Origin of the sequence: Micromonospora sp. NPDC049048, from assembly GCF_043197615.1 — a bacterium.
GTDB lineage: Bacteria > Actinomycetota > Actinomycetes > Mycobacteriales > Micromonosporaceae > Micromonospora.
Genome location: NZ_JBICTM010000001.1, coordinates 163,222 through 189,823 on the forward strand (window position 1 = coordinate 163,222; position 26,602 = coordinate 189,823).

The following is a 26,602-nucleotide window of genomic DNA, read 5'->3' on the forward strand; positions in this document are numbered from 1 at the left end:
GTGCCGCCGGTGCCGTCGGTGAACGTTTTCACACATCCTTGTCCCGGTTCCGTAACCCCGGCGCATACTTGCCATCGACCGGTACCCCTTCTCGAGGACTGGATCGTCGCCCATGAGCGCACCCCTGCGCCCGCGCCCGGCCGCCCCTGACGGGGCCGCCGCCCCGCCGGCTGCCACTCCCCGTCTCCTCACCGTCGGTGTCGTCGGCTCCGGCCGGGTCGGTGCCGTGCTGGGCGCCGCCCTCGCCGCCGCCGGCCACCGGGTGGTCGCCGCCACGGCCGGCTCCGGCGCCTCCCGGGCCCGGGCGGCGCTGCTGCTGCCCGGCGTGTCCCTCCGCTCCGCCGCCGCCGTGGCGCGGGCGGCCACCGACCTGCTGCTGGTCGCCGTGCCCGACGACGCGCTCGCCGGGGTGGTCACCGCGCTGGCCGACGGCGGCGCGCTGCGCCCCGGCCAGGTGGTCGCGCACACGTCCGGCGCGCACGGGCTGGCCGTACTCGCCCCCGCCGCCGCGGTGGGCGCCCGACCGCTCGCCCTGCACCCCGCGATGACCTTCACCGGTACGCCGGACGACCTCGTCCGGCTGGCCGGCATCTCGTACGGGGTGAGCGCCCCGCCGGAGCTGCGCCCCCTGGCCGCCCGGCTGGTCGCCGACCTCGGCGGGGTGCCGGAGTGGGTCGGCGAGGCGGACCGGCCGCTCTACCACGCGGCGCTGGCACACGGCGCCAACCACCTGGTGACCCTCGTCAACGAGGCGGCCGACCGGCTGCGCGACGCCGGGGTCACCCAGCCGGAGAAGGTGCTCGCCCCGCTGCTGCGCGCCGCCCTGGAGAACGCGCTGCGCCTCGGCGACGACGCGTTGACCGGGCCGGTGTCCCGGGGCGACGCCGGTACGGTCGAGCGCCACCTGGCCCGGCTCGCCGCGACCGCCCCCGAGTCGGTCGCGCCGTACCTGGCCCTGGCCCGGCGTACGGCCGACCGGGCGATCGCCGCGGGCCGGCTGCGGCCGGCGGACGCGGAGTCGCTGCTCGGCGTGCTCGCCGGCGACCGGCGGGAGGTGGCCGCGTGACCGGGCTGACCGTGGACGGAGGGGACCGCGTGACGGAACTGGTGCACGGCCGTGCCGAGCTGGCGGCGGCGCGCGACGGGCTCAAGGGCACCGTGGGTGTCGTGATGACGATGGGCGCGCTGCACTCCGGGCACGAGACGCTGCTGCGGGCGGCCCGGGAGCGGGCCGACCACGTGATCGTCACGATCTTCGTCAACCCGTTGCAGTTCGGCCCGAACGAGGACTTCGACCGCTACCCGCGCACCCTCGACGCCGACCTGGAGATCTGCCGGCGGGCCGGCGCGGACGTGGTCTTCGCACCCTCGGTGGCCGACATGTATCCGGACGGCCAGCCCCGGGTCCGGGTCGACCCGGGCCCGCTGGGCGAGGACCTGGAGGGGCAGAGCCGCCCCGGGTTCTTCCACGGGGTGCTCACGGTGGTGCTGAAGCTGCTCCAGCTCACCCGCCCCGACCTGACGTTCTTCGGCGAGAAGGACTACCAGCAGCTGACCCTGGTGCGGCGGATGGCCCGGGACCTCGACGTGCCGGTCGAGGTGGTCGGGGTGCCGACCGTGCGGGAGCCGGACGGGCTGGCGCTGTCCAGCCGCAACCGCTACCTCTCCCCGGCCGAGCGGGAGGCCGCGCTGAGCCTGTCGGCGGCGCTGCGGGCCGGGGCCGGAGCCGCCGACGAGGGCGGTGACGCGGGGGCCGTGCTCGCCGCCGCGCACGCGGCCTTCGGCGCCGGTACGCCCGGGGCGCGCCTCGACTACCTGGTGCTCACCGACCCGGACCTGGAACCGGGGCCGGTCGCCGGGCCGGCGCGGCTGCTCGTCGCCGCCTGGGTGGGCGCCACCCGGCTGATCGACAACGCGCCGATCCGGCTCGCCCCCCGTTCCTGAACCACCGCTACCCTCCGCGAAAGGCATCCCGATGCTGCGCACCATGCTCAAGTCGAAGATCCACCGGGCCACCGTGACCCAGGCCGACCTGCACTACGTCGGCTCGGTGACGGTCGACGAGGATCTGCTCGACGCCGCCGACCTGATCCCCGGGGAGCAGGTCGCGATCGTGGACATCACCAACGGGGCGCGGCTGGAGACGTACGTGATCCCGGGCGAGCGGGGCAGCGGCGTGATCGGCATCAACGGTGCCGCCGCCCACCTGGTGCACCCGGGCGACCTGGTCATCCTCATCTCGTACGGGCAGATGGACGACGCCGAGGCCCGCGCGTACCGGCCGCGGGTGGTGCACGTCGACGCCGCGAACCGGGTCGTCGAGCTGAACACCGACCCGACCACCGCCGCCCCCGGCACCGCGGGCGCCCCGATCCCCAACCCATTCGCCGCCGCCGTCTGACCCGCCCGATCCCGCCGTCACCCGCGCCGTGCGAGGGCTCTGTCACGGTTGGTCCCCTTCGTGACCTCGGGGACCGGTCGGGCGTCGAAGTGGGCGCCCGTGCGGTCTGTCACCGGAAGGTCATCCCTGGGTAGTCTGGTTGCCCGTCGACAGGCGCGGGTGGCTGGGGGAGGCCGCGGTGCGACGTGCGATGACCACCCTGCTCGCGGCCGTCGCCGCGGCCGTTCTCCTGGCCGGGTGCGCCGGGTCCGGCGGGCTGGACGGTGACCTGGTCGACGACTGGGCGGCCCCGCCCGCGCCCGGACCCTTCACCCCGGCCGCCGGGGTGTGCCAGGTCGCCGACTTCGCCGACGTCGTGACCCTGGCGGCGTACGCGCCGGTGGACTGCGCCGTTCCGCACCGCGTCGAGACCGCGCACGTGGGCGCCTTCCCGGCCGAGCGGCCCGCCCCGCCGCCCGGTGGGTCGGCCGAGCTGCGGGGCGCGTTCGCCGACTGCGACACCCGGGCGAGCGCTTACGTGGGCGCCGACTGGCGGGCTGGACGGCTGCGGCTGGCGGTGGCGGTGCCGTCCGGGCCGGGCTGGACGGCCGGCGCCCGCTGGTACCGGTGTGACCTGACCGAGGTGAGCACCGCCGAGGCCGCCGCCACCGTGGTGGTGCGCACCGGCAGCCTCCGGGACGCGCTGCGGGGGCCGTCCCCGTTGCGGCTGGGCTGCCAGCAGGCCCGCTCCGTCGGCGGGTCGGTGCGGACGCTGCTCCCGGTCGACTGCGCCAGCCGGCACGACGCCGAGTTCGTCGGGGTGTGGCGGGCACCCGACCGCCCGTACCCGACCCGCCCCGCCGACTGGGCCCCGCTGTACGCCGGTTGCCGCTCGGTGCTCGGCCGCTACGTGGGGGTGCCCGACGACGCCGACCTGCGCTTCCGCAGCGGCGTGGTGGTCCGTCCGCCCGGGGCGGGCCGGTGGCGCGTCGGCGACCGGGGCGTGCGCTGCTACCTCTGGCTCGACGACCGTACGGTGACCGGCTCGCTGCGGGGCGCGGGCCCGGCGGCCCTCCCGGTCCGGACGCGGTAGCGCGCCGGCCCATCCGGACGACCCGGACGCGTGGCGGCACGGCGGCCCGCACGCGTGGCACCGGCCGGCCTGCCCGGCCCGGTCCGGACCCCATGGCCCAAACCACTCGTCCCGCCCCCGCCGCCCCTCGCGAGGGTGCTTCGGGTTGACTGTGGGCATGGAGCTTCCGACCGTCGACCTTCCGGCGCTGCCCAGACTGCTGGCCGCCCCCGCGCCCGGCTGGGTGGAGACCACCGACGTCATCGTGGTCGGATCCGGGGTGGCGGGCCTGACCGCCGCACTGCACCTGCGCGAGGCGGGGCTGCACGTCACCGTTGTCACCAAGGTCAATATCGACGAGGGGTCGACCCGCTGGGCGCAGGGCGGCATCGCCGCCGTGCTCGACCCGCACGACACCCCCGCCGCGCACGCCTCGGACACCGAGATCGCCGGCGTCGGGCTCTGCGACCCGGCGGCGGTGCGGGTACTGGTCGAGGAGGGCCCGACCCGGCTGCGCGAGCTGATGCGGATCGGGGCGGAGTTCGACCGCAACGCGGACGGCTCGCTGATGCTCACCCGCGAGGGCGGGCACCGGGCCGACCGGATCGTGCACGCCGGCGGCGACGCCACCGGGGCCGAGGTGCAGCGCGCCCTGCACGCCGCCGTCCGCCGCGACCCGTGGATCCGGCTCGTGGAGCACGCGCTGGTGCTGGACCTGCTGCGCGCCCCCGGGGACGGCCCGGGCGGGCTCGGCCCGGCCTGCGGCATCACCCTGCACGTGCTCGGCGAGGGCAGCGAGGACGGCGTGGGCGCCATCCTGGCCCGGGCGGTCGTCCTGGCCACCGGCGGCATGGGCCAGATCTACGCGGCGACCACCAACCCGGCCGTGTCTACCGGCGACGGGGTGGCCCTCGCGATGCGGGCCGGCGCGGCGGTCACCGACGTGGAGTTCGTCCAGTTCCACCCGACCGCGCTGATCACCCCGGCTTGCGCCGGTGCGCCCGGCGCCGGGCACGCCCAGCAGCCGCTGGTCTCCGAGGCGCTGCGCGGCGAGGGCGCGCACCTGGTGGACGGCGACGGCAAGCGGTTCATGGTCGGGCAGCACGAGCTGGCCGAGTTGGCGCCCCGGGACGTGGTGGCCAAGGGCATCCACCGGGTGCTGCTGGCCACCGGCGCGGACCACGTCTTCCTCGACGCCCGGCACCTGGGCGGCGACTTCCTGGCCCGGCGCTTCCCGACCATCGTCGCGTCCTGCCTGGCCATCGGGGTCGACCCGGCCACCGACCTGATCCCGGTCGCCCCGGCCGCCCACTACGCCTCCGGCGGCGTCCGCACCGATCTGCGCGGCCGCACCTCCATCCCGGGCCTGTACGCCTGCGGCGAGGTCGCCTGCACGGGCGTGCACGGCGCGAACCGGCTGGCCAGCAACTCGCTGCTGGAGGGGCTCGTCTTCTCCCGGCGGATCGCCGAGGACATCGCCGCCGGGCTGCCCGAGCAGGTCCAGCCGGCGCCGACGGGGGCCTGGGTGGGCGGCGAGGGCTGGGTGGTGCCGGCCGAGGCGACGCCGACGCTGCAACGGGCGATGACCCGGGGCGCGGGCGTGCTCCGCTCGGCGGACACCCTCGCGGGGACCGCCGAGACGCTGACCGGGCTCGGCGAGGGCCGGGGCCGGCCCCGGACGGCCGACTGGGAGGCGACGAACCTGATCACCGTGGCGTCGACGCTGGTCGCCGCCGCGTACGCCCGCCGGGAGACCCGGGGCTGCCACTGGCGGGAGGACTTCCCGACGGCCGACGAGCTGTGGCACGGCCACCTGGTCGGCGCGATCGGGGCGCAGGGCCGGCTGACGCAAGCGTGGGAGGGGACCCGATGACGGAGTCGACGGAACGGGCACTGCGGGACGCGGGCCTCGACCCGGCGCAGGTGCGGCGGGTGATCGAGGGCGCGCTCGCCGAGGACCTGGGGCCGGACCTGCTGGACGTCACCAGCGTCGCCACCATCCCGGCCGGCCAGACCGACACCGCCGACCTGGTGGCCCGCGCCGACGGCGTGGTGGCGGGGCTGGCCGTGGCGGCGGCCGTGTTCGAGACGGTCGGCGAGGCGACCGGCGCCGGCCGTACGGTCGAGGTGTCGGTGGTGGCCCACGACGGCGCGCGGGTGGCGCGCGGCGACGTGCTGGCCACGGTGACGGGCCCGACCCGGCTGCTGCTCACCGCCGAGCGGACGGCGCTCAACCTGCTCTGCCGGATGTCCGGGGTGGCCACCCACACCCGGGCCTGGGCGGACGCCCTGGCCGGCACCAAGGCGATGGTGCTGGACACCCGCAAGACCACCCCGGGCCTGCGCGCCCTGGAGAAGTACGCGGTGCGCGCCGGCGGCGGCACGAACAAGCGGATGGGCCTGCACGACGTCGCGATGATCAAGGACAACCACAAGTTCGCGGCGGGCGGCATCACGGCCGCCTTCCGCCGGGTCCGGGAGGCCTTCCCGGACGTGCCGGTGCAGGTCGAGGTGGACACGGTCGCCGAGGCGATGGAGGCGGTCGAGGCCGGTGCGGACTTCCTGCTGCTGGACAACATGACCCCGGAGATGCTCACCGAGGTGGTCGCGTCGGTGGGGGACCGGGCGGAGCTGGAGGCGACCGGCGGGCTGACCCTCGACGTGGCGGCGCGGTACGCGGCGACCGGCGTCGACTTCCTCTCCGTCGGGGCCCTGACGCACTCCTCGCCGATCCTCGACATCGCCATGGACCTGCGCACCGGGTGAACCTGCGGCCGACCGTTGTCTAGGCTGCGTGCGTGCTGCTCTGCATCGACATCGGAAACACCAACACCGTGCTGGCGACCTTCGACGGCGACAAGCTGGTGCACTCCTGGCGAATCAAGACCGATGCGCGGTCGACGGCCGACGAGCTGGGCCTGAAGTTCCGGGGCCTGCTCGCCGGGGACGCCGTGGAGATCACCGGGGTGGCGGCCTGCTCCACGGTGCCGGCCGCGCTGCGCTCGCTGCGTAACATGCTGTCCCGCTACTACGCGGACCTGCCGAGCGTGATCGTCGAGCCGGGGGTACGCACCGGTGTGCAGCTCGCCATCGACAACCCGAAGGAGGTGGGCGCCGACCGGGTGGTGAACACCCTGGCCGCGTACACCCTCTACGGCGGGCCGTCGATCGTGGTGGACTTCGGCACCACCACCAACTTCGACGTGATCAGCGCCCGGGGCGAGTTCCTCGGCGGCGCCTTCGCCCCGGGCATCGAGATCAGCTTCGACGCGCTCGCCGCCCGGGCCGCCCAGCTGCGGAAGGTGGAGGCGACCAGGCCCCGCTCGGTGATCGGCAAGAACACCGTCGAGTGCCTCCAGTCCGGGCTCTACTTCGGTTTCGCCGGGCAGGTGGACCGGATCGTCGAGCGGATGGTCGAGGAGATCGGCGAGGTGAGCGCCGTGATCGCCACCGGTGGGCTGGCCTCGCTCGTGATAAACGAGTGCCGCACGATCACCCACCACGAGCCGATGATCACCCTGATCGGCCTGCGGATGGTCTACGAGCGCAACGTCTGACCCGGGCGTCGCCGGGCCGGGGCGTAGTGGGGCCGGTCATGCGGGGCGGTTATCCCGTAACGCCCCGCTGGAGGCTTGAGTACGCTCGGGGCCTGACCCCGCCCGAAATCTCCTTCTGAGGAAGCGTGCCGTGACCGAGCAGAACCCCGTGCCAGTCGATCCCGCCGACGACCTTCCCGAGCAGATGAAGGTCCGCCGGGAGAAGCGGGACCGGATGCTCGCCGAGGGCGTCGAGCCGTACCCGATCGGATTCCCCCGCACCAGCACGCTGGCCGACCTCCGGCAGAAGTACGCCGACCTGCCGACCGACACCGCCACGGGCGACCGGGTCTCGGTGACCGGCCGGGTGATCTTCGTACGCAACACGGGCAAGCTCTGCTTCGCCACGCTGCGGGACGGCGACGGCACGGAGTTGCAGGCCATGCTCTCCCTCGACCGGGTCGGCGCCGACCGGCTGAACGACTGGAAGCGCCTGGTCGACCTCGGTGACCTCGTCGGGGTGACCGGCGAGGTGATCACGAGCCGGCGCGGCGAGCTGTCCGTGCTGGCGGAGCAGTGGGCGGTCACCGCGAAGGCGCTGCGCCCGCTGCCGGTGGCGCACAAGCCGCTCAGCGAGGAGGCGCGGGTCCGGCAGCGCTACGTGGACCTGATCGTCCGGCCGCAGGCCCGCCAGATGGTACGCACCAGGGCCGCGGCCGTACGCAGCCTGCGCGACTCGCTGCACGCCCGGGACTTCATCGAGGTGGAGACGCCGATGCTGCAGCTGCTGCACGGCGGCGCGGCGGCCCGGCCATTCGTGACCCACAGCAATGCGCTCAACACCGATCTGTATCTGCGAATCGCACCGGAACTGTTTCTCAAGCGGGCCGTCGTCGGCGGCGTCGACCGGGTCTTCGAGATCAACCGCAACTTCCGTAATGAGGGTGTCGACTCTTCGCACTCGCCGGAGTTCGCGATGCTCGAGGCATACGAGGCCTACGGCGACTACGACACCATGGCCGAGCTGACCCGGAATCTCGTACAGCAGGCGGCGGTCGCCGTCGGCGGCTCGACCGTGGTGACGCACGCCGACGGCCGGGAGTTCGACCTGGGCGGCGAGTGGCGGTCGGTGACCCTCTTCGGGTCGCTTTCCGAGGCGCTCGGCGAGGAGGTCACGGTCCGCACCGAACGGCCCCGCCTGGTGGAGTACGCCGACAAGGTGGGCCTGGCGGTCGACCCGAAGTGGGGGCCGGGCAAGCTGGCGGAGGAACTGTTCGAGGAACTGGTCGTGCCGGGCCTGACGGCGCCCACCTTCGTCCGCGACTACCCGGAGGAGACGAGCCCGCTGACCCGGGCGCACCGCAGCGAGCCCGGACTGGCCGAGAAGTGGGACCTCTACGTGCTCGGTTTCGAACTCGGGACCGCGTACTCCGAGCTGGTGGACCCGGTGGTGCAGCGGGAGCGGCTGGTGGCCCAGGCCCAGCTCGCCGCCCGCGGCGACGACGAGGCCATGCGGCTGGACGAGGACTTTCTCCGGGCGATGGAGTACGGAATGCCGCCGGCCGGGGGTATGGGAATGGGAATCGACCGGCTGTTGATGGCGCTGACCGGCCTGGGAATTCGGGAAACCATCCTCTTCCCCCTGGTTCGCCCCGAGTAGTCGCGCATCTCCGCCGGGTCGTTCCCGCATCCTATTGACGCGGCAAGCGTCGCGCAGGTTATCGTGCTCTCAGTTTGCAGGATCACCCTGCTCGAAAGGAATGTGGGACGTGGCCAAGCAGATCATTCATAAGCTGGTCGATGACCTGGACGGCGGGGACGCTGACGAGACGGTCAAGTTCGCCCTCGACGGCGTTCAGTACGAGATCGACCTGTCGGGCCCGAACGCCGAGAAATTGCGCGACGTATTCGCCCCGTACATCGCCCACGGCACCAAGGTGGGTAGGGGCGGGGTCGTCGTCGGCGGTCGGGCCGCGCGCGGTCGGGGCGGCGCCACCGCCGACCGGGAGCAGAACAAGGCGATCCGCGCCTGGGCCAAGAAGGCCGGCAAGGACATCTCCGACCGGGGCCGGATCCCGCAGGAGATCGTCGACGAGTACCACGCGAAGGCCGGTCACTGACCGGGAGCGTCGACGGGCGACACCGACGCCGGGCCGGAGCACGACTCCGGGCCGGCGTCGCCGTATCCGCCCGGGACCGCCTCCGAGCGGGAAGAATTCCGTCCCGGCGGTAGTTGTCCACAGGCGGTGGAGAATCTGTCCACAGCCTGTGGACAGGCTCCCCGGCGGCCCGGATCCGGGCGGCGCCAGCACCGGCGCGACCCGTGTGACGGGTTCCGCGACCGGGTGCGAATTTCGCTCTGCGCGTACAGGCGGGGGTACCGGAACACCCCCTGAGCGCGGACGGTTGAGCAAAACGACGCGTACACGGCCTCCGGCGGGGACACACGACCTCAGCGGAGTCGGTTCGCGGCGATAGAGTAAGGAGGCACGGACGCCCGTCCCGGTCGTCCGCGCACCGGCCCCGCCACGACTTCTTGACCATCAAGATCGAGTGCGCACGGCACGTGAGGAGCACGAGGGCATGTTCGAGCGGTTCACCGACCGAGCGCGACGGGTTGTCGTCCTGGCCCAAGAAGAGGCCCGGATGCTCAACCACAACTACATCGGTACGGAGCACATCCTGCTGGGCCTGATCCACGAGGGTGAGGGCGTCGCCGCCAAGGCTCTGGAGAGCCTCGGCATCTCCCTGGAGGGTGTGCGGCAGCAGGTCGAGGAGATCATCGGCCAGGGTCAGCAGGCGCCGAGCGGGCACATCCCGTTCACGCCGCGGGCCAAGAAGGTGCTGGAGCTGTCCCTGCGCGAAGCGCTGCAGCTCGGCCACAACTACATCGGCACGGAGCACATCCTGCTCGGGCTGATCCGCGAGGGTGAGGGCGTCGCCGCCCAGGTGCTGGTCAAGCTCGGCGCCGACCTCAACCGGGTCCGCCAGCAGGTGATCCAGCTGCTCTCCGGCTACCAGGGCAAGGAGCCGGCCGCGGCGGGCGCCGCGCCGGGCGAGGCCGCGCCGTCCACCAGTCTCGTGCTGGACCAGTTCGGCCGCAACCTGACCCAGGCCGCCCGCGAGGGCAAGCTCGACCCGGTCATCGGGCGCGAGAAGGAAATCGAGCGGGTCATGCAGGTGCTCTCCCGCCGTACCAAGAACAACCCGGTCCTGATCGGTGAGCCCGGCGTCGGCAAGACCGCCGTGGTGGAGGGGCTGTCCCAGAAGATCATCAAGGGCGAGGTGCCCGAGACGCTGAAGGACAAGCAGCTCTACACGCTCGACCTCGGTGCCCTGGTCGCCGGTTCCCGCTACCGCGGTGACTTCGAGGAGCGCCTCAAGAAGGTGCTGAAGGAGATCCGCACGCGGGGCGACATCATCCTCTTCATCGACGAGATCCACACCCTGGTCGGTGCGGGTGCCGCCGAGGGCGCGATCGACGCGGCGAGCATCCTCAAGCCGATGCTGGCCCGTGGCGAGCTGCAGACCATCGGCGCGACCACCCTCGACGAATACCGCAAGCACCTGGAGAAGGACGCCGCCCTCGAGCGCCGCTTCCAGCCGATCCAGGTGGGTGAGCCGTCGCTGGCCCACACCATCGAGATCCTCAAGGGCCTGCGCGACCGCTACGAGGCGCACCACCGGGTCTCGATCACGGACGCGGCCCTCGTGGCGGCCGCGACGCTGGCCGACCGTTACATCTCCGACCGCTTCCTGCCGGACAAGGCGATCGACCTGATCGACGAGGCCGGTGCCCGGATGCGGATCCGCCGGATGACCGCGCCGCCAGACCTGCGTGACTTCGACGAGCGCATCGCCCAGGTGCGTCGCGACAAGGAGTCCGCGATCGACGCGCAGGACTTCGAGCGTGCCGCCCAGCTGCGCGACAAGGAGAAGCAGCTGCTCGGCCAGAAGGCCCAGCGGGAGAAGGAGTGGAAGGCCGGTGACCTGGACGTCGTCAGCGAGGTCGACGACGAGCAGATCGCCGAGGTGCTCGGCAACTGGACCGGCATCCCGGTCTACAAGCTGACCGAGGAGGAGACCTCGCGCCTGCTGCGCATGGAGGACGAGCTGCACAAGCGCGTCATCGGCCAGGAGGACGCGGTCAAGGCGGTCTCGAAGGCGATCCGGCGTACCCGGGCCGGCCTGAAGGACCCGAAGCGTCCGTCGGGCTCGTTCATCTTCGCCGGCCCGTCCGGTGTCGGTAAGACCGAGCTCTCCAAGGCGCTGGCCGAGTTCCTGTTCGGCAGCGAGGACGCCCTCATCCAGCTGGACATGTCCGAGTTCCACGACCGCTACACGGTCTCCCGGCTGGTGGGTGCTCCTCCCGGCTACGTCGGCTACGACGAGGGTGGCCAGCTGACCGAGAAGGTGCGGCGTCGGCCGTTCTCGGTGGTCCTCTTCGACGAGATCGAGAAGGCCCACCCGGACGTGTTCAACACGCTGCTCCAGATCCTGGAGGACGGTCGGCTCACCGACGGTCAGGGCCGGATCGTGGACTTCAAGAACACGGTCATCATCCTGACCACCAACCTGGGCACCCGCGACGTCGCCAAGGCGGTCTCGCTCGGCTTCCAGGCGTCGGAGGACTCCGAGTCCAACTACGACCGGATGAAGCAGAAGGTCAACGACGAGCTCAAGCAGCACTTCCGTCCCGAGTTCCTCAACCGGATCGACGACACCATCGTCTTCCACCAGCTGCGCCAGCAGGAGATCCTCTCGATCGTCGACATCATGATCCAGCGGATCGAGGGCCAGCTGCGGAACAAGGACATGGGCCTGGAGCTGACCGACAACGCCAAGAAGTACCTGGCGAAGAAGGGCTTCGACCCGGTGCTCGGTGCGCGTCCGCTGCGTCGCACGATCCAGCGCGACATCGAGGACAACCTGTCCGAGCGGATCCTCTTCAACGAGCTGACCCCGGGTCAGATCGTGGTGGTGGACTGCGAGGGCGATCCGGAGAACATCGACAAGTCCAAGCTCGTCTTCAAGGGCGCGGACCGGCCGGCCACCGTGCCGGACGCCGTCCCGGCCGACCTCGGTGGCACCGCCGCCGCAGGCGCGGACGAGTAGGACCGAACAGCAAGAGGGCGGCGGCCCGGTGGTACATGCCACCGGGCCGCCGCCCCTTTTCGGTCGCCACACCGCCCGACCTGGTGCTCACCGACGTGACGCACCGAGCCTGGCCCCGCCCCGCGCCCCACCTCTGGTCCCGGCCCCGCCTCATATCCGGGGCGGACCCCGCCGCGCGCCCGGGCCTAGGCCGCCCACACCCCGGGCCCCGCCTCGCCCTACACCCTGGGCCCCGCCTCGCCCTACACCCCCGCCCCGCCTACACCCCCGGGCCCCGCCCCGCTCACACCTGTGGCCTGACGCCGGGCTTGGTGCCTGGCATCGGGCCTGGGCTGCCTGGCATCGGGCCTGGGCTGCCTGGCACCGGGCTTGGGCTGTCTGGCACCGGGCCTGGGCCTGGGCCTGGGCGCACCCTGCTATCTGCCCTGTCGAGCTGATGTCGCAGACGATTCAGCGGCCTCCGATCCGCGCCGCCTCCGTGTGCAGGCGGCCAGCGAGGCCACGCACCGACGTCGACGGCAGCAGGCTGTTCCGCGCGCCGTATCGAGCTGATGTCGCAGACGATTCAGCGGCCACCCGATCGGCCAGCCTTCGTCGTATCTGCGAGCGAGGGGCGCGGTTGGTTGATTGGTCGAGTCGTTTACGACATCAGCTCGACAGTGCGATGCCGGCGCATCCGCACCCGCGACCGACCGCGATCAAGCTGCGACGTATCGAGCGTAATGTCCGGTTGGCGATGCCCGGTACTGCGCCGAGTTGTCGGCAGCGTCCCGGGGCGTCCCGTGGTCGGGGCCACCCCGACGGCGGAATCGCGGGCGGGCCCGGGTCGTTGAACATGGCATACCCCCGGCGCTCCCCGCACACGAGCGGCCTGGTTTTCCTCGCTGGCCCGATCGGCCCGCCGGAATGGATGACCGGGCCGGGTCGTTGAGACCCCCGGACGCCCGAGCAGGCGTCACCACCGACGCCCCAGCAGGCCTTTGAGATACCCCCGGACGCTCGAGCAGGCCCCGCCGCCGCAGCGATCCGTTCTGACTTCCCCCTCCGCGACCACACCCCCCCTTGGTGTGTGTCGCGTACCCCCGATCGAAAGGTGCCCCCATCATGCGTACCGACATCTTCCGCACCAGCGCCCTGACCGTCGCCGGGCTCGCCTTCGCCGGCGGCGCCATCGCCGGCCCGATCACCGCCGCACACGCCGCCTCCCCCACCGACACCCGACCCGCCACCGCCGGCAAGGACCGCAAGCACGGCGAGCGCGAACTGGGCGTGCGCTACGAAGCCCAGCCCAACTTCTACTACTGCGGCCCCGCCGCCGCCCGCAACGCCCTCAGCGTGCAGGGCAAGAACATCGACGTACACGGCATGGCCCAACGCATGGGCACCACCGAAGCCGGCACCAACTCCATCAACGACATCACCCCCGTCCTGAACAAGGAAACCGGCAAGGACGCCTACCAGTCGGTGGAGATCCGCGAGGCGAAGGCCGACGACAAGCAGACCGACAAGCTCCGCACCGACATCGTCACCGCCATCGACGAAGGCCACGCCATCGTCGCCAACATCGCCGGCACCGCCACCGACACCGACGGCACCACACACTCCTTCGAAGGCGGCCACTACATCAGCGTCGTCGGCTACCGCGACAACGGCAACACCGTCACCATCGCCGACTCCGCCAACCCCGACCAGGCCTCCTACCGCATGAACATCGACAACCTCGCCGACTGGATCGCCACCCGCGGCTACACCTCCTGACCCACCCGCAAGACCACGAAAGGGCCGGCCCCCGATCACGGGGACCGGCCCTTTCGGCGTGCACAGGAGGCTTCGTCCCGCACCCGGGCCACCTCCGGCGGGCGCGACAGCCAGGGCCCGTACCGTCGGGGATCCGTGCGCCCGGCGAAGGCCGTCAGGCCAGCGGGACCGGTGGCCCGTCGCCGACGAGGCGGAACGAGGATTCGCCGACCGGTTCCACGAGACCGTCGCGTACGAGCCCGGCGAGGGCCCGGGACCGCTGGACGTCGTCGGCCCACACCTGGTCCAGCCGCTGGTGCGGCACCGGCGCGGTCGCCTCCCGCAGGAGGCCGAGCAGCAGTCCGCGTACCTGGCGGTCGGTGCCGGCGTACCGCTGGGGGCGGCGGGTCGGACCCGCGGGGGCCTCGCGGCCGGACGCGCGCCAGGCGCAGACCGACTCGACGGGGCAGGCGCCGCAGCGGGGTGAGCGGGCGACGCAGACCACCGCGCCCAGCTCCATGAAGGCGGCGCTGGCCAGGGCGGCGGCGGCCGGTTCGGCGGGGAGCAGTTCCTCGGTGGCGACCAGGTCCGCCGGGCGGGTCGCCGGCCCGGCGTCCGGTTCGCCGGCGATCGCCCGGCACACCACCCGGCGTACGTTGGTGTCGACCACCGGGTGCCGCTGGCCGAACGCGAACGCGGCCACCGCCCGCGCCGTGTACGTGCCGACGCCCGGCAGGGCCAGCAGTTGGTCCAGCCGGTCCGGGACCCGGCCCCCGTGGCGCTCGACGATCGCCAGCGCGCACTCCCGCAGCCGTACCGCCCGGCGGGGGTAGCCGAGCCGCCCCCACATCCGGATCGCCTCGGCGGGGCTGTCCGCCGCCAGTGCGGCCGGCTCCGGCCAGCGCGCCAGCCAGGCCTCCCAGGCCGGAACCACACGGACGACCGGCGTCTGCTGGAGCATGACCTCGCTGACCAGGATGGCCCACGGGCTCACGTCGGGCCCGCGCCACGGCAGGTCGCGGGCGTTCTCCTCGTACCACCGGCTGACCAGGGTGGCGAAAGTGGGCTCAGTCATCGCGCCGCCGATGATGTCACGCGGCCCACGACCGCCGTGGCGCGGGCGACGAGAGGCGACGGGGACCGCTTACCGTCCCGCTGGCTGGGCGTACGGGCGGGGCGCTGCGGGGAGGGCGCGCGTGGATCGTGCAGAATGCCCGGATGAACGAGCTCGCGATCACCGTCATCGGCCGGGACCGGCCGGGCATCGTGGCCGACGTCGCCGAGGTGCTCGCCCGGCTCGGCGCGAACCTCACCGACAGCACGATGACCCGGCTGCGGGGTCATTTCGCGATGACCCTGGTCTGCGTGGGCCCGGCCGCCGCCGACGTCGAGGCCGCGCTGGCGCCGCTCTCCGCCGACGGCCAGCTGCTGGCCACCGTACGCGCCGTCACCCCCGACGGTGAGACGGCTTCCGCCGGCGAGCCGTACGTGATGTCGGTGCACGGCGCGGACCGGATGGGCATCGTGGCGGCCATGACCCGGGTGCTGGCCGACGCCGGCGGCAACGTCACCGACCTGAGTACCCGGCTGACCGGCTCGCTCTACGTGGTGGTCGCCGAGGTGGAGTTGCCGCCCGGCACGGCCGACGAACTGGCCGGGCGGCTCACGGCGACGGCTGCGGAGCTGGGTGTCGGGGTGACCCTCCGGCCGGCCGATCCGGACCTGCTGTGACCGGCGCCGGACACGACCCGGAGGCCGGGGCGTACGTCGGCCTCGGCGACTGGACCCCGGAGTCCCTGGCCGTGCCGGGGGAGGTGCGGCCGGTGGTTTCCGCGCCGGAGCAGGTGCTCAGCCGGCCCGGCGACGAGGTGGACCCGACGGCGGCGGAGACGGTACGGCTGGCCGCCGACCTGATCGCCACCATGCGGGTGTCGCCGGGCTGCGTGGGACTGGCCGCCCCGCAGGTCGGCGTGGGGGCGCAGGTCTTCGCGGTGGACGTGACCGGCCACCCGAAGGCGGTCACCGTGCACGGCACCTTCGCGCTGTGCAACGCGCGGGTCGTCGAGGCGAGCCGGTGGAAGGTGGCCCGCGAGGGGTGCATGTCGGTGCCCGACCTGACCGGGGACGTCAAGCGGGCGAGCCGGCTGGTGGTGGAGGGCGTGCTGCCCGGCTCGGGCCGACCCGTACGGCTGGTGACGGACGGGTTCGAGGCGCGGGCCCTCCAGCACGAGATCGACCACTGCGCCGGCCTGCTCTTCCTCGACCGGGTCGCCGGCGCCCACGCCATCTACCAGCGCAAGGTGTACCTCTGAGTGGCGGCGGCGCGGCGACCCAGCGTCGCCGGTAGGACACGGTCGGCAGGCGGAACCGTCGCAAGTGGAGGTCGAGTGGGGTGAGCCGTGGAGGACTCGGCGCGTCGCGCGGTGCTGGCGTGCCCCGCGCCGCTACGGTGGGGGCATCATGCGTCTGACGGTCGGCCCCCTGCCCCCCGCCGTTTACTGGCGGCGTCGCGCCGTCGTACTCGGAGCGGGGCTTCTCTTCCTGATTGTCCTGCTCTATTCGTGCACCGGTTCGGACCGGAACGCGAAGAGGGGCGGTGACGCGCAGCCCACTGCGGGCGCGACGTCACCCGGTGCCTCGCCGGAGCCCACCGGCTCGGTGCTCACTCCGCAGACCGGCGGCCCCGCGTCGGGCGCGCCGGGTGGTGGCCCCGCCGCCGGCGACCCGTCGGACGGCCCGGTCACCACGGACTCGCCGCCGGTGGCGCCGGTCGTACCGGCCGCCGATGACGGTGCCTGCACGGACGCCGAGATCACGGTGACCCCGGTGGCCCAGCCCTCCTCGGTGGTCCGGGGTGCCGTGGTGGACCTCCAGCTCAAGATCAAGAATCGCTCCGAGCGGACGTGCAGCCGCGACGTCGGCGCCTCCGCGCAGGAGCTGTTCATCAAGTCGGGGGCCGAGAAGATCTGGTCGTCCGACACGTGCGGCACCGCCCAGGGTTCCGACGTGCAGTCCTTCACGCCGGGCTTCGAACGCTCCTACCAGGTGGGCTGGAACGGCCGCGACACCACCAAGTGCGCCAACGGGCTGGCGGCGGGCCCCCACCCGCAGGCAGGGACGTACCAGGTCTTCGCCCGGGTCGGCACCAAGCTCAGCGAGCCGGTCAAGCTCACCGTCACCGACTGAGCGACCCCGTCACCGACTGGGCGATCGCGGCCCCGCCGGTCGGGCGCGGCGTAGGGCCCGGTCAGACGTAGCGTTCGAGGATCGACGCCTCGGCGAGCCGGGAGAGCCCTTCGCGGACACCCCGGGCCCGGGCGTCGCCGACCCCCTCGACGGCCTGGAGATCCTCGACCGTGGCCCCCAGCAGGCGCTGGAGGCTGCCGAAGTGCACGACGAGACGGTCGACCACGGTCACCGGCAGCCGGGGCACCTTGGCCAGCAGCCGGAAGCCGCGCGGGCTGACCGCCGCGTCGAGCGCGTCGGACGCGGCCGGGTAGCCGATCGCCTTGGCCACCGAGACCAGGTCGATCAACTCGGTCGCGCCGAGCAGATCCAGCTCCACCAGCGCCTCGTCGAGGGTGCGGGACTTGCGGCCGGTCGGCAGGTAGTCCCGGATGACGAGGGTGCGGTCGGCGTCGACGCCGGCCATCAGCTCGTCGAGTTGAAGGGCCAGCAGGCGACCGTCGGTGCCCAGTTCCACCACGTAGCCGGCGATCTCGTCGGCGATCCGGCGGACCATCTCGAGCCGCTGCACCACGGCGACCGCGTCCCGTACGGTGACCAGGTCCTCGATCTCCAGCGCGGAGAGGGTGCCGGAGACCTCGTCCAGCCGGAGCTTGTAGCGCTCCAGCGTGGCGAGCGCCTGGTTGGCGCGGGACAGGATCGCCGCCGAGTCGTCCAGCACGTGCCGCTGGCCGTTGACGTAGAGGCTGATGATCCGCATCGACTGGCTGACCGAGATCACGGGAAAGCCCGTCTGCCGGGCGACCCGTTCCGCCGTGCGGTGCCGGGTGCCGGACTCCTCGGTCGGGATGGTGGGGTCGGGCATGAGGTGCACGGCGGCCCGCACGATGCGGGTGCCGTCGCTGGAGAGCACGACGCCGCCGTCCATCTTGCACAGCTCCCGCACCCGGGTGGCGGAGAACTCGACGTCGAGCGGGAAACCGCCCGTGCAGAGGCCCTCGACCACCTTGTCGTAGCCGAGGACGATCAGCGCGCCCGTCCGGCCGCGCAGGATGCGCTCGAGGCCGTCGCGCAGAGCGGTGCCCGGGGCCATCAGGGCCAGGTTCGCCCGCAGCGGGTCGCCGGCGCCTCCGGCGCCGCCGGTCACGCTCACGCTGATCGGGCGGGCGGGGGAGCCCACGGCGCCGGTGCGGGCGTGGGGTGTCGCGCCGGCAGGCTTGGCGGTGTCGCGGTCGATCGGCACGGGCACAGTCTACGGACTGCCCTGCGGTGGGTGCTGTCGTGGTTACTGTGATGTGTCACGATGTCCCGCCACGCCCGGACCGTGGGCCGGCGTCCGAGCTGCCCGGTATCGGAGTATGCGTGCCGCCGTTGGTCACCCACGGTCACTCCGCCGACGCCCGGGCGACGGCCTGGAGCGCCGCGCGGACGTCGGTCACCTCGATCACCCGCATGTGCTCCGGCGTCACGCCGGTGCTGTCGGGACCGCAGCCCGTCGGCACCAGGGCGAGCCGGAACCCGAGCCGGGCCGCCTCGGCCAGCCGACGCGGCACCGCGCCGACGCGGCGTACCTCGCCGGTCAGGCCGACCTCGCCGATCGCCACCAGGTGCGGCGCGATGGCCAGGTTGAGCCCGCCCGAGGCGACGGCGAGGGCGACGGCGAGGTCGGCCGCGGGCTCCACCACCCGGATGCCCCCGACGGTGGCCGCGAAGACCTCCCGGTCGTGCAGGGTCAGGCGCTCGGTGCGCCGCTGGAGCACGGCCAGGACCATCGCGAGCCGGGCCGAGTCGAGCCCCGAGACCGTCCGCCGGGGCGAGCCGGCCACGGTCGCGCCGATCAGCGCCTGCACCTCGGTGACCAGGGCCCGGCGCCCCTCCATCGCCACCGTGACGCAGGTGCCGGGCACCGGCTCCGAATAACGCGTCAGGAAGAGCCCGGACGGGTCGGCCAGGCTGCTGATGCCGCCCTCGTGCATCTCGAAGCAGCCCACCTCGTCGGCGGCGCCGAACCGGTTCTTGACGCCGCGCACCATGCGCAGCGACGAGTGCTTGTCGCCCTCGAAGTGCAGCACCACGTCGACCAGGTGCTCCAGCACCCGGGGACCGGCGACCTGACCGTCCTTGGTGACGTGGCCGACCAGCACGGTGGCGATGCCCCGCTCCTTGGCCACCGCGACCAGGGCGGCGGTGACCGCCCGCACCTGGGTGACCCCGCCCGACACGCCCTCGGCGTTGGTGGTGGAGATGGTCTGCACCGAGTCGAGCACCAGCAGGCCCGGCTTGACCGCGTCGAGGTGACCGAGCACCGCGGCGAGGTCGCTCTCGGCCGCGAGGTAGAGCTGGTCGTGCAGGGTGCCCATCCGCTCCGCACGCAGCCGGACCTGGCTGACCGACTCCTCGCCGCTGACCACCAGCGAAGGGCTGCCGGCGCCGGCGGCCCACTGCTGGGCCACGTCGAGCAGCAGGGTGGACTTGCCGACGCCCGGCTCACCGGCGAGCAGCACCACCGCGCCGGGGACCAGGCCACCGCCGAGGACCCGGTCGAGCTCGCTGACCCCGGTGGGGCGGGCCCGTGCCGGCGCGGCGCTGATGGTGGCGATCGGCCGGGCGGGCTCGGCCGGCATCCGGGAGCTGACCACCTTGCCGGAGACCGTCGGGCCGGTGACCGTGCACTCGACCACCGAGCCCCACTCGCCGCACTCCGGGCACCGCCCGACCCACTTCGGCGGCTGGTGCCCGCAGGCGTCGCACTCGTAGGCCGGCCGGGGCTCGCGGGCGGCGGCGCGGCCGCGCCCGCCGGCCCCACCGGCACGGGAGGAGGTCGATCGGGAGGTGGTCACACCGGGACGTTAGTCCCCCCGTACGACGAAGACACCGCCGGCGTGGTGGTCGCCACGCCGGCGGTGTCTCCGGTCGAAACGGGGCGGGTCAGTGGCCGCCCTCCTCCTGGCCCTCGTAGCCGCCCAGCCGCTCGGTGATTTGCGACGGCGGCGCGGCCGGGGTGAGCGGCACGGCGACGGGCGCCGGGCCGGTGACCGTCTGGCCGTTGCCGAAGTCGAAGGTCACGACGACGTTCTGCCCGGAGCGCAGCGACTCGTTCAGGCCGATGAGCCGGAGGACCCGACCGCCCTCGGTGTTGAGCCGCACGTAGCTCTGCGCCGGGATCTCGATCCGGGCCGGCTCGCCGGCCGGCGCGGCGGGGCTTGCCGGGGCCGGGCTCTCCGGGGCGCCCGGGCTGACCGATTCCGAGGGGCTCTCCGAGGCGCCCGGGCTGGGCGACTCCGACCCGGACGGCTCGGGCGACGGCGACTCGGACGCCGACTCGCTCGGGGACGCCGACGGGCTGGCGGTGGCGCCGGCGCCGGTGATCACCACCTCGCGGGCGCTGTCGGTGGTCACGGTCACGGTCACCGGGTTCGGCGAGTCATTGTAGAGCACGGCGCTCAGCACGGCGTCGGCACCCGCCCGGTAGCCCTCGGTGCCGGGGAAGGCGACCAGCAGGCCGCGGACCGCGTACTCGCCGTTGCCGGCCGACAGGTTGACGCCCTGGACCGACGGCTCCTTGTTGGCGGTCTCGGAGACCTGGCCGGCGCCGCAGCCGGACAGCAGCAGCCCGGTCGCCGCGGCCATCCCGGTCAGCAGCAGGGCCGCCCGCCGGGAACCCCTGATCGAGCGCGTCACGTCGGTCCTCCTCGTCACGATGCCACCCGGTGCTCACGCCGGGCGTGGTGGCCCTGCCCGCGCGGACCGCGCTCCAGGGTAGTTGGGCCTGATCCGGGCCCGCACGCCGACCCGTACATGCCACCCGCGGGGCGGGCCCTACACCAGCCGACCGCTCGTGACCAGCAGGACGACGTCGATGACGGCCACGAGCATCACGGCCCGGAAGGCGGCCACCTGCCGACCCCCGGACCGGGCGGCGGCGCGCCCGCCGTACCAGCTCAGCGGCGGCACCACGACGGCGGCCGCGACCGCCGCGAGGCCGGCCCCCGACGGCGGCCCGGGCGGCCCGAGGACCAGCGTGACGGTCGCCGCGAGCAGCAGCAGCGCGGCGGCGGCCCGGCTGCCGGCGGGACCGAGCCGGTGCGGCAGCCCGCGCACCCCCGTGCGGGCGTCGTCGGCCAGGTCGGGCAGGACGTTGGCGAAGTGCGCCCCGGCGCCCAGGCAGGCCGCGGCGGCGACCAGCCAGACCGGCGGGAGCACCGCCCCGGGCAGCGCCAGCACGACGAAGGCGGGCAGCGAGCCGAAGGAGACCGCGTAGGGCAGCACCGAGACGGGGGTCGACTTCAGCGGCCAGTCGTAGAGCAGCGCCGAGACCAGCCCGAGGGTGGCGCAGAGCGCGGCGGTCGCTCCGGTGGCCAGCGCCAGGGCCAGCGCCGGGGTGGCGAGCGCGGCCACCGCCGCGGCCACGGCCGTCACGCGCCGGCCGACCTCGCCGGCGGCGACCGGTTTGTCGGTACGCCCGACCGTGGCGTCCCGGTCGGCGTCGAGCGCGTCGTTGGCCCAGCCGACGGCCAACTGGCTGGACGCCACGGTGAGCACCACGGCGACGACCCCGGCGGGCCGGTGCCCGACGCCCCAGGCCAGCAGCCCGGCCACGGTGGTGACCGCGGCGGCCGGCTCGGGGTGACTCGCCCTGACCAGCCCTAGCACCGATGGCGACATAGGGGAAGTCTGGTCGTTACCGGGCAGTCGTGCCACGCTCGATCCATGCCGGACGCTGGCCGTACCCTGCCACGCAACGATCCGCGCCAGTACGACGACCTGGCCGGCGAGTGGTGGCGGCCGGACGGCGTGTTCGCGATGCTGCACTGGCTGGCCGAGGCCCGCGCGGCGCTCGTGCCGGCGGCGTCGCGCCCCGGTGCCCTCCTGGTCGACCTCGGGTGCGGCGCCGGGCTGCTCGCCCCGCACCTGGCCGGCAAGGGCTACCGGCACGTCGGCGTCGACCTCACCCGGTCGGCCCTGGAACAGGCCGCCGAGCACGGGGTGATCGTCGTCAACGGCGACGCGACGGCCGTGCCGCTGGCCGACGGTTGTGCCGACGTGGTCGCCGCGGGCGAGTTGCTGGAACACGTGCCGGACTGGCGGCGGGCGGTGGCCGAGGCGTGCCGGCTGCTGCGGCCCGGCGGCCTGCTCGTCCTGGACACGTTGAACGACACGGCGCTGAGCCGGCTGCTCGCCGTACGGGTCGCCGAGCAACTGCCCACCGTGCCGAGGGGCATCCACGATCCACGGTTGTTCGTGGACGCCCGGGCGCTGGTGGCCGAGTGCGCCCGGCACGGCGTCGACCTGCGTGTGCGGGGCGTCCGGCCGGGGGTGCCCGGCCTGCTCGGCTGGCTGCTCCGCCGGATGCGCGCCGCCGCCCGTCCGTACGCGACGCCGGGCGACTCTCCCCACACGGCGGCTGCCGGCCCCACGCCACGGATCGTGCCGACCTGGTCGACGGCCGTGCTCTACCAGGGGCGTGGCACGCGGAGCGGATAGCGGTGCCCGTCCCTGGGTAGGGAGAGGGCCGAGAAGGGGGCTGTATGACGCAGCACGCGCTCCAGGCGGCTCGCCGCCTGGCACCGAGGCTGGCCGCCCGGGCGGCGGAACACGACCGGGACGGCTCGTTCCCCGTCGAGGACTTCCGGGACCTGCGCGAGGCGGGGCTCTTCGGCCTGATGGTCCCCACCGCGCTCGGCGGGATGGGCGCCACCTTCGCCGAGTACGCGGCGGTCGCCACCGAGCTGGCCCGGGGCAACGGCGCGACCGCCCTGGTCTTCAACATGCACGCCTCGGTCACCGGTGCGCTGGGCGCTGTCACCGAGGAACTGGCCGAGGCGCTCGGGGTGCCGGACGAGGCGCTGGCGGCCCGGGACCGCCTGCTCTCCGCCGCCGCCCAGGGCTCCTGGTACGCCGTGGCGATGAGCGAGCGCGGCGCCGGCGCCCGGCTGTCCCAGCTCAGCACCGTCTACGAGCCGGTCGACGGCGGTTGGCACCTCAAGGGCAGCAAGACGTTCTGTTCCGGGGCCGGGCACGCCGACGGCTACCTGGTGGCCGCCCGCAGCGCCGTCGACCAGTCGGTCGTCTCGCAGTTCCTGGTGCCGGCCGGCGACGGCCTGACGGTCGAGCCCACCTGGGACTCGCTGGGCATGCGCGCGACCTCCTCGCACGACCTGCACCTGGACGTGCGCGTGCCGGCCGACCGGCTGCTCGGCGGCGTGGAGGGGCTGGCCCTGGTGGTCGCCCAGCTCATGCCGCACTGGCTGGTCGCCAGCTACGCCGCCGTCTACGTCGGGGTGGCCCGGGCGGCGGTCGACGCGGCGGCCGAGCAGCTGAACGCCCGCAACCTCGCCGGCCTGCCGGCGGTCCGGTCCCGCCTTGGCAGGGCCGACGCGGCCGTGGCGGCGGCCCAGCTGGTGGTCGCGGAGGCGGCCCGTCGGGTGGACGAGGCCCCGGGCGACGCGGAGACGAACCGCTGGGTCTGGCGGGCGAAGCTGCTCGCCGGCACCACCGCCGCCGAGGTGGCGGCGTCCATGCTGGAGGCGGCCGGCACGTCCGCGACCCGGCGGGGACATCCGCTGGAGCGGCTCTACCGGGATGCCCGCTGCGGCTCGCTGCACCCGGCGACGTCGGACGTCTGCGCGGACTGGCTCGGCATCGCCGCGCTGGGCGGGGACCCGGACCGCGACGCAACGGTTCCTCGTTGGTGAGCGTGGGGAGTCCGCCGGGGCGGCGGACGCGCGGGCGCACGCAACGGGGGCCCGTCCAGGGGCGGGGTCGGCCGCCCGGTGCGCAAGGCCGGACGAGAGGTGGGCATGGTGGCCGTACCGGTGATCGCGGGGCTGGGGACGGCGCATCCGCCGTCCGCCGCGCAGGACGACCTGTGGGAGGGCTTCTTCTCGAAGCACTTCTCCGGCAGCACGCGCGCGCTGGCACAGCGGATCTTCGCGCACTCGGGGGTCACCCGCCGCCAGGCGGCCGTGAACCCGTTGCTGGAGGACGTCTCGGACTGGCCGACGGAGCGCCGGATGCGCCGCTACCTGGTGGAGGCGCTGCCGCTGGGCAAGGAGGCGGTGGGCCGGGCGTTGACCGCCGCCGGCCTCTCCGCCGGCGACATCGGGCTCTTCGTCGTCTGCTCGTGCACCGGCTACGCCACCCCGGGGCTGGACATCCTGCTCGCCCGGGACCTGGGCATGGCCCCGGACACGCAGCGCATGTTCGTCGGGCACATGGGCTGCTACGCCGCCCTGCCGGGGCTGGGTGCGGCGGGCGACTTCGTCACCGCCCGGGGCCGGCCCGCGCTGCTGCTCTGCGCGGAGCTGACCAGCCTGCACATCCAGCCCTCCAGCGCCCGCGTGGACACCCAGCAGATCGTCTCCCACGCGCTCTTCTCGGACGCCGCCGTCGCCGCCGTGGTCGTCCCTGACGGCCGGGGGTACGCGCTGCGCGAGGTCATCTCCGTGACGGACACCTCGACGGCCGACCACATGACCTGGGACGTCACCGACACCGGGTTCCGGATGGGGCTGTCGCCGAAGGTGCCGCAGGTGCTCTCCACGCACGTACGGGGCCTGGTCGGAGGGCTGCTGGCCCGGCACGGTACGACGCTGTCCGAGGTGGACGGATGGGCGGCGCACCCGGGAGGCCCGCGCATCCTGAACGTGGTCGAGCGGGAGCTGGCCCTGCCGCCGGAGGGACTGGCGGCGTCCCGGGCGACGCTGGACGAGCACGGCAACTGTTCGTCGCCGACGGTGCTGCTGATCCTCGACCGGCTGCGCCGGGCCGCGTCGCCGCCCCGCCGGGTGGTGATGCTGGCGTTCGGCCCCGGCCTGACCCTCTACGCCGCCCTGCTCGAACGACAGGGGTGAGGCGGTCGCGAGATGCGATTACTCTTCGGTAATGGACGCCGATGCGGCAGACCGGCCAGGTGCCGGTGAGCACGCGACTCCCGTCGGGCCCGACGACCGGCTGCGCACCGCCGTGCTGGCCGCGGTGGGGCTGGTCGCGCTGATCGGCGGCGGCTGGTGGTGGCAGGCCGAGGCGCCCCGTACCGGTCTCGTGGCGGACTCGTCGGGCGGCTCGCCGGCCGTCCAGCCGGAGGCGAGGGTCCGGGCCGTCGTGCCGTCTGAGGGATCCGGGCAGCCCGTCAATTTCTGGCTGGTCGATCCGGGCAGCGGTGTCGCGTTCCGGACCGATCCGCGCAGCGGCGTGACGCTCCGGGTGGATCCAGGCACGGGCGCGGTGGTCCAGGTGGATCCGCGCGGCGGCGCGGCGGCGCGGGTGGGCGCCGGTGACCCGGAAACGCGCCGTGCCGGGAGCGGGCGACGTCAGGACAGCGGCGGGCGTCGAGCGCTGGACAGCTTCCCCGACACGGTCTGGAGCGTCCAGGGGCTACTTCGGCCGACGGGAGGGATCGTCAAGCAGGCCTCCGCCGAGCGCGGGGCCCGTCATCTGCTCCAGTACCGCTGCGTCGGCCCCGGTGAGCTGCTGATCGTGGTCGACGGGGCGTGGGCGGCGGACCCGATCACCAGCGCCTGCGACGGCTCGGTCACGGCGACGGAGGTCACCGGCAGGGGCGGGCCGTTCCAGGTCTCGCTGTCGAGCGCCAACGCCGAGCCGCTCCGGGTCGAGGCGCAACTCGTCGCCCTGGGCTGACTGCGCGGTTCTTCCCGCCGAACGGGCGGCTCAGGCGGCGAGACGGGCCAGGTCGGCGCGGTAGTCCTCGGCGGAGCGGATCTCGGGCACCACCCCGACGAGGACGCCGGACCGGTCCACCAGCAGCGCGGTGGTGGCGCCGGCGCGGGCCGGCAGGTGCAGGAAAGCGCGCAGCCCGCCGGCCGGGTCGGCGAGCGGTCGTACGGTCGCCCCGCCCGGCGGCGACGTGACGCGTACGGGCCGGTCGTCGGCGACGGTGACGATCGTGACGCCGGCCGGTGCCAGGGCGGCGGCGGTGGTCACGTCGTCCGGGCAGGGGCAGCCGTCCACCAGGATGATCATCGCTGGCACCAGTCCACGCAGGGGCACCGGCGACTGCCCCGCGTCGACCAGGTCCAGCGCGGGCAGCGGTCGACCGACGGATCCGGCCGGCGGCGCGTACGGGCCGGGGGAGGGCTCCGGGGCGGACCGGCCGGACCGGGGCCAGGTGACCGCCGCGAGGCCGGCGAGAGTGGTCAGCACCGCCACCAGCAGCACCAGCAGAGGCAGGGCGAGGGGTGACCGCGCCACGGCACGTGGGACGGAGTGGCGGGGCGTCCCGCGCAGCTCGCGTCGGAGTTGTTCGGCCTCGGCCGCCAGGGCGGAGGCGTCGTCCGGTACGACCACCCGACCCCACTCCGGCGGCAGGTCGGGCAGCCCGGGGCCGTCTGCGTCGGGCTTGCCCATCGGGGACCCCCAGGACGTCTCGGCGAGCGGACAGCGGCTCGACCTCCAGCGTCCCGCACGGGGCCGGCTGCCGCTACACCTGGGCGCGTACCCGCCCGGCCGGCTACCATGGGAGGAGCGCATAGCCCTTGATCTCGACGTTCGCGTCACTCGTACCGGGACGTCATCTGAGCGTTACGGAGCGTGGTCAAACCACTGGTTTGGCGGCCT

At 73.9% G+C, this 26,602-nt stretch carries 24 protein-coding genes; 18 read left to right on the forward strand and 6 right to left on the reverse strand.

What is annotated here, in order from left to right; all coding sequences use genetic code 11:
• The first annotated feature begins 112 nt into the window (after window positions 1-112).
• The 11 genes from ACGFIG_RS00750 to ACGFIG_RS00800 all read left to right on the forward strand — a co-directional run bounded on the left by ACGFIG_RS00750 (window position 113) and on the right by ACGFIG_RS00800 (window position 13,861).
• A complete protein-coding gene (locus ACGFIG_RS00750; RefSeq protein ID WP_392997983.1) occupies window positions 113-1,066 on the forward strand; it encodes a Rossmann-like and DUF2520 domain-containing protein in 954 nt (317 codons plus the stop codon).
• Window positions 1,067-1,095: 29 nt separating this feature from the next.
• The gene (panC, locus tag ACGFIG_RS00755; protein WP_392999364.1) at window positions 1,096-1,944 is read left to right on the forward strand and encodes a pantoate--beta-alanine ligase; all 849 of its coding nucleotides are present in this window, start codon (window positions 1,096-1,098) and stop codon (window positions 1,942-1,944) included.
• Window positions 1,945-1,975: 31 nt separating this feature from the next.
• Window positions 1,976-2,401: an aspartate 1-decarboxylase gene (panD, locus tag ACGFIG_RS00760; RefSeq protein WP_392997984.1), complete on the forward strand. Its 426-nt coding sequence runs from the start codon at window positions 1,976-1,978 to the stop codon at window positions 2,399-2,401.
• A 190-nt stretch (window positions 2,402-2,591) separates the two neighbouring features.
• Entirely contained in the window at window positions 2,592-3,473 is an 882-nt protein-coding gene (locus ACGFIG_RS00765; protein ID WP_392999366.1) for a septum formation family protein, read from the forward strand.
• 157 nt (window positions 3,474-3,630) lie between these two features.
• Entirely contained in the window at window positions 3,631-5,325 is a 1,695-nt protein-coding gene (locus tag ACGFIG_RS00770; RefSeq protein ID WP_392997985.1) for an L-aspartate oxidase, read from the forward strand.
• On the forward strand, window positions 5,322-6,218 hold the full coding sequence (gene nadC / locus ACGFIG_RS00775) for a carboxylating nicotinate-nucleotide diphosphorylase (RefSeq protein WP_392997986.1): 897 nt from the start codon (window positions 5,322-5,324) through the stop codon (window positions 6,216-6,218). The genes ACGFIG_RS00770 and nadC overlap by 4 nt, the downstream gene beginning before the upstream one ends.
• 32 nt (window positions 6,219-6,250) lie before the next feature.
• Window positions 6,251-7,009 (forward strand): type III pantothenate kinase, encoded by a 759-nt coding sequence (locus ACGFIG_RS00780; protein ID WP_392997987.1) that lies wholly within the window; start codon window positions 6,251-6,253, stop codon window positions 7,007-7,009.
• Window positions 7,010-7,139: 130 nt separating this feature from the next.
• Window positions 7,140-8,648, forward strand: a complete 1,509-nt coding sequence (gene lysS / locus ACGFIG_RS00785; RefSeq protein WP_392997988.1) for a lysine--tRNA ligase — start codon at window positions 7,140-7,142, stop codon at window positions 8,646-8,648.
• A gap of 109 nt (window positions 8,649-8,757) precedes the next feature.
• A complete protein-coding gene (locus ACGFIG_RS00790; RefSeq protein WP_392997989.1) occupies window positions 8,758-9,108 on the forward strand; it encodes an Lsr2 family protein in 351 nt (116 codons plus the stop codon).
• A 463-nt stretch (window positions 9,109-9,571) separates the two neighbouring features.
• Window positions 9,572-12,103, forward strand: a complete 2,532-nt coding sequence (locus ACGFIG_RS00795) for an ATP-dependent Clp protease ATP-binding subunit (RefSeq protein ID WP_357722695.1) — start codon at window positions 9,572-9,574, stop codon at window positions 12,101-12,103.
• 1,104 nt (window positions 12,104-13,207) lie between these two features.
• Window positions 13,208-13,861 carry a C39 family peptidase gene (locus tag ACGFIG_RS00800; RefSeq protein WP_392997990.1) on the forward strand — a complete coding sequence of 218 codons (654 nt, stop codon included), beginning with the start codon at window positions 13,208-13,210 and terminating at the stop codon, window positions 13,859-13,861.
• Between the two features lie 154 nt (window positions 13,862-14,015).
• On the opposite strand, the gene ACGFIG_RS00805 is transcribed toward ACGFIG_RS00800, so the two are convergent.
• Entirely contained in the window at window positions 14,016-14,915 is a 900-nt protein-coding gene (locus tag ACGFIG_RS00805; RefSeq protein ID WP_392997991.1) for an A/G-specific adenine glycosylase, read from the reverse strand.
• Window positions 14,916-15,058: 143 nt separating this feature from the next.
• Between ACGFIG_RS00805 and ACGFIG_RS00810 the strand changes: the two genes are divergently transcribed.
• The 3 genes from ACGFIG_RS00810 (at window position 15,059) to ACGFIG_RS00820 (ending at window position 17,026) form a co-directional block, all read left to right on the forward strand.
• Entirely contained in the window at window positions 15,059-15,571 is a 513-nt protein-coding gene (locus ACGFIG_RS00810; protein WP_392997992.1) for a glycine cleavage system protein R, read from the forward strand.
• Complete coding sequence (locus ACGFIG_RS00815; RefSeq protein WP_392997993.1) at window positions 15,568-16,152, forward strand: peptide deformylase; 585 nt, start codon at window positions 15,568-15,570, stop codon at window positions 16,150-16,152. Before ACGFIG_RS00810 ends, ACGFIG_RS00815 begins: the two co-directional genes overlap by 4 nt.
• Before the next feature lie 148 nt (window positions 16,153-16,300).
• Window positions 16,301-17,026 carry a hypothetical protein gene (locus ACGFIG_RS00820; protein WP_392997994.1) on the forward strand — a complete coding sequence of 242 codons (726 nt, stop codon included), beginning with the start codon at window positions 16,301-16,303 and terminating at the stop codon, window positions 17,024-17,026.
• Between the two features lie 61 nt (window positions 17,027-17,087).
• Here ACGFIG_RS00820 and disA read toward each other — a convergent pair whose 3' ends face one another.
• The 4 genes from disA to ACGFIG_RS00840 form a co-directional block, all read right to left on the reverse strand.
• Complete coding sequence (disA, locus tag ACGFIG_RS00825) at window positions 17,088-18,269, reverse strand: DNA integrity scanning diadenylate cyclase DisA (RefSeq protein WP_392997995.1); 1,182 nt, start codon at window positions 18,267-18,269, stop codon at window positions 17,088-17,090.
• A gap of 142 nt (window positions 18,270-18,411) precedes the next feature.
• On the reverse strand, window positions 18,412-19,866 hold the full coding sequence (radA, locus tag ACGFIG_RS00830) for a DNA repair protein RadA (RefSeq protein ID WP_392997996.1): 1,455 nt from the start codon (window positions 19,864-19,866) through the stop codon (window positions 18,412-18,414).
• Window positions 19,867-19,954: 88 nt separating this feature from the next.
• Entirely contained in the window at window positions 19,955-20,707 is a 753-nt protein-coding gene (locus ACGFIG_RS00835) for a hypothetical protein (protein WP_392997997.1), read from the reverse strand.
• A gap of 138 nt (window positions 20,708-20,845) precedes the next feature.
• Window positions 20,846-21,691, reverse strand: a complete 846-nt coding sequence (locus tag ACGFIG_RS00840; RefSeq protein WP_392997998.1) for a UbiA family prenyltransferase — start codon at window positions 21,689-21,691, stop codon at window positions 20,846-20,848.
• A gap of 45 nt (window positions 21,692-21,736) precedes the next feature.
• Between ACGFIG_RS00840 and ACGFIG_RS00845 the strand changes: the two genes are divergently transcribed.
• The 4 genes from ACGFIG_RS00845 (at window position 21,737) to ACGFIG_RS00860 (ending at window position 25,666) form a co-directional block, all read left to right on the forward strand.
• Window positions 21,737-22,510, forward strand: coding sequence for a methyltransferase domain-containing protein (locus ACGFIG_RS00845; protein ID WP_392997999.1), 774 nt, complete (start codon window positions 21,737-21,739; stop codon window positions 22,508-22,510).
• Between the two features lie 44 nt (window positions 22,511-22,554).
• The gene (locus tag ACGFIG_RS00850) at window positions 22,555-23,721 is read left to right on the forward strand and encodes an acyl-CoA dehydrogenase family protein (RefSeq protein ID WP_392998000.1); all 1,167 of its coding nucleotides are present in this window, start codon (window positions 22,555-22,557) and stop codon (window positions 23,719-23,721) included.
• A 99-nt stretch (window positions 23,722-23,820) separates the two neighbouring features.
• Window positions 23,821-24,879, forward strand: coding sequence for a type III polyketide synthase (locus tag ACGFIG_RS00855; RefSeq protein WP_392999368.1), 1,059 nt, complete (start codon window positions 23,821-23,823; stop codon window positions 24,877-24,879).
• A gap of 31 nt (window positions 24,880-24,910) precedes the next feature.
• The gene (locus ACGFIG_RS00860; protein WP_392998001.1) at window positions 24,911-25,666 is read left to right on the forward strand and encodes a hypothetical protein; all 756 of its coding nucleotides are present in this window, start codon (window positions 24,911-24,913) and stop codon (window positions 25,664-25,666) included.
• A 30-nt stretch (window positions 25,667-25,696) separates the two neighbouring features.
• On the opposite strand, the gene ACGFIG_RS00865 is transcribed toward ACGFIG_RS00860, so the two are convergent.
• Window positions 25,697-26,392, reverse strand: coding sequence for a hypothetical protein (locus ACGFIG_RS00865; RefSeq protein WP_392998002.1), 696 nt, complete (start codon window positions 26,390-26,392; stop codon window positions 25,697-25,699).
• Window positions 26,393-26,602 lie beyond the last annotated feature (210 nt).

Coding starts and splice junctions, on each gene's coding strand:
- ACGFIG_RS00750 (WP_392997983.1), top strand. CDS start 113: ATGAGCGCACCCCTGCGCCCGCGCCCGGCCGCCCCTGACGGGGCCGCC.
- panD (WP_392997984.1), top strand. CDS start 1,976: ATGCTGCGCACCATGCTCAAGTCGAAGATCCACCGGGCCACCGTGACC.
- ACGFIG_RS00765 (WP_392999366.1), top strand. CDS start 2,592: ATGACCACCCTGCTCGCGGCCGTCGCCGCGGCCGTTCTCCTGGCCGGG.
- ACGFIG_RS00770 (WP_392997985.1), top strand. CDS start 3,631: ATGGAGCTTCCGACCGTCGACCTTCCGGCGCTGCCCAGACTGCTGGCC.
- nadC (WP_392997986.1), top strand. CDS start 5,322: ATGACGGAGTCGACGGAACGGGCACTGCGGGACGCGGGCCTCGACCCG.
- ACGFIG_RS00795 (WP_357722695.1), top strand. CDS start 9,572: ATGTTCGAGCGGTTCACCGACCGAGCGCGACGGGTTGTCGTCCTGGCC.
- ACGFIG_RS00800 (WP_392997990.1), top strand. CDS start 13,208: ATGCGTACCGACATCTTCCGCACCAGCGCCCTGACCGTCGCCGGGCTC.
- ACGFIG_RS00805 (WP_392997991.1), bottom strand. CDS start 14,915: ATGACTGAGCCCACTTTCGCCACCCTGGTCAGCCGGTGGTACGAGGAG.
- ACGFIG_RS00810 (WP_392997992.1), top strand. CDS start 15,059: ATGAACGAGCTCGCGATCACCGTCATCGGCCGGGACCGGCCGGGCATC.
- ACGFIG_RS00820 (WP_392997994.1), top strand. CDS start 16,301: ATGCGTCTGACGGTCGGCCCCCTGCCCCCCGCCGTTTACTGGCGGCGT.
- ACGFIG_RS00840 (WP_392997998.1), bottom strand. CDS start 21,691: ATGTCGCCATCGGTGCTAGGGCTGGTCAGGGCGAGTCACCCCGAGCCG.
- ACGFIG_RS00845 (WP_392997999.1), top strand. CDS start 21,737: ATGCCGGACGCTGGCCGTACCCTGCCACGCAACGATCCGCGCCAGTAC.
- ACGFIG_RS00850 (WP_392998000.1), top strand. CDS start 22,555: ATGACGCAGCACGCGCTCCAGGCGGCTCGCCGCCTGGCACCGAGGCTG.
- ACGFIG_RS00860 (WP_392998001.1), top strand. CDS start 24,911: ATGGACGCCGATGCGGCAGACCGGCCAGGTGCCGGTGAGCACGCGACT.
- ACGFIG_RS00865 (WP_392998002.1), bottom strand. CDS start 26,392: ATGGGCAAGCCCGACGCAGACGGCCCCGGGCTGCCCGACCTGCCGCCG.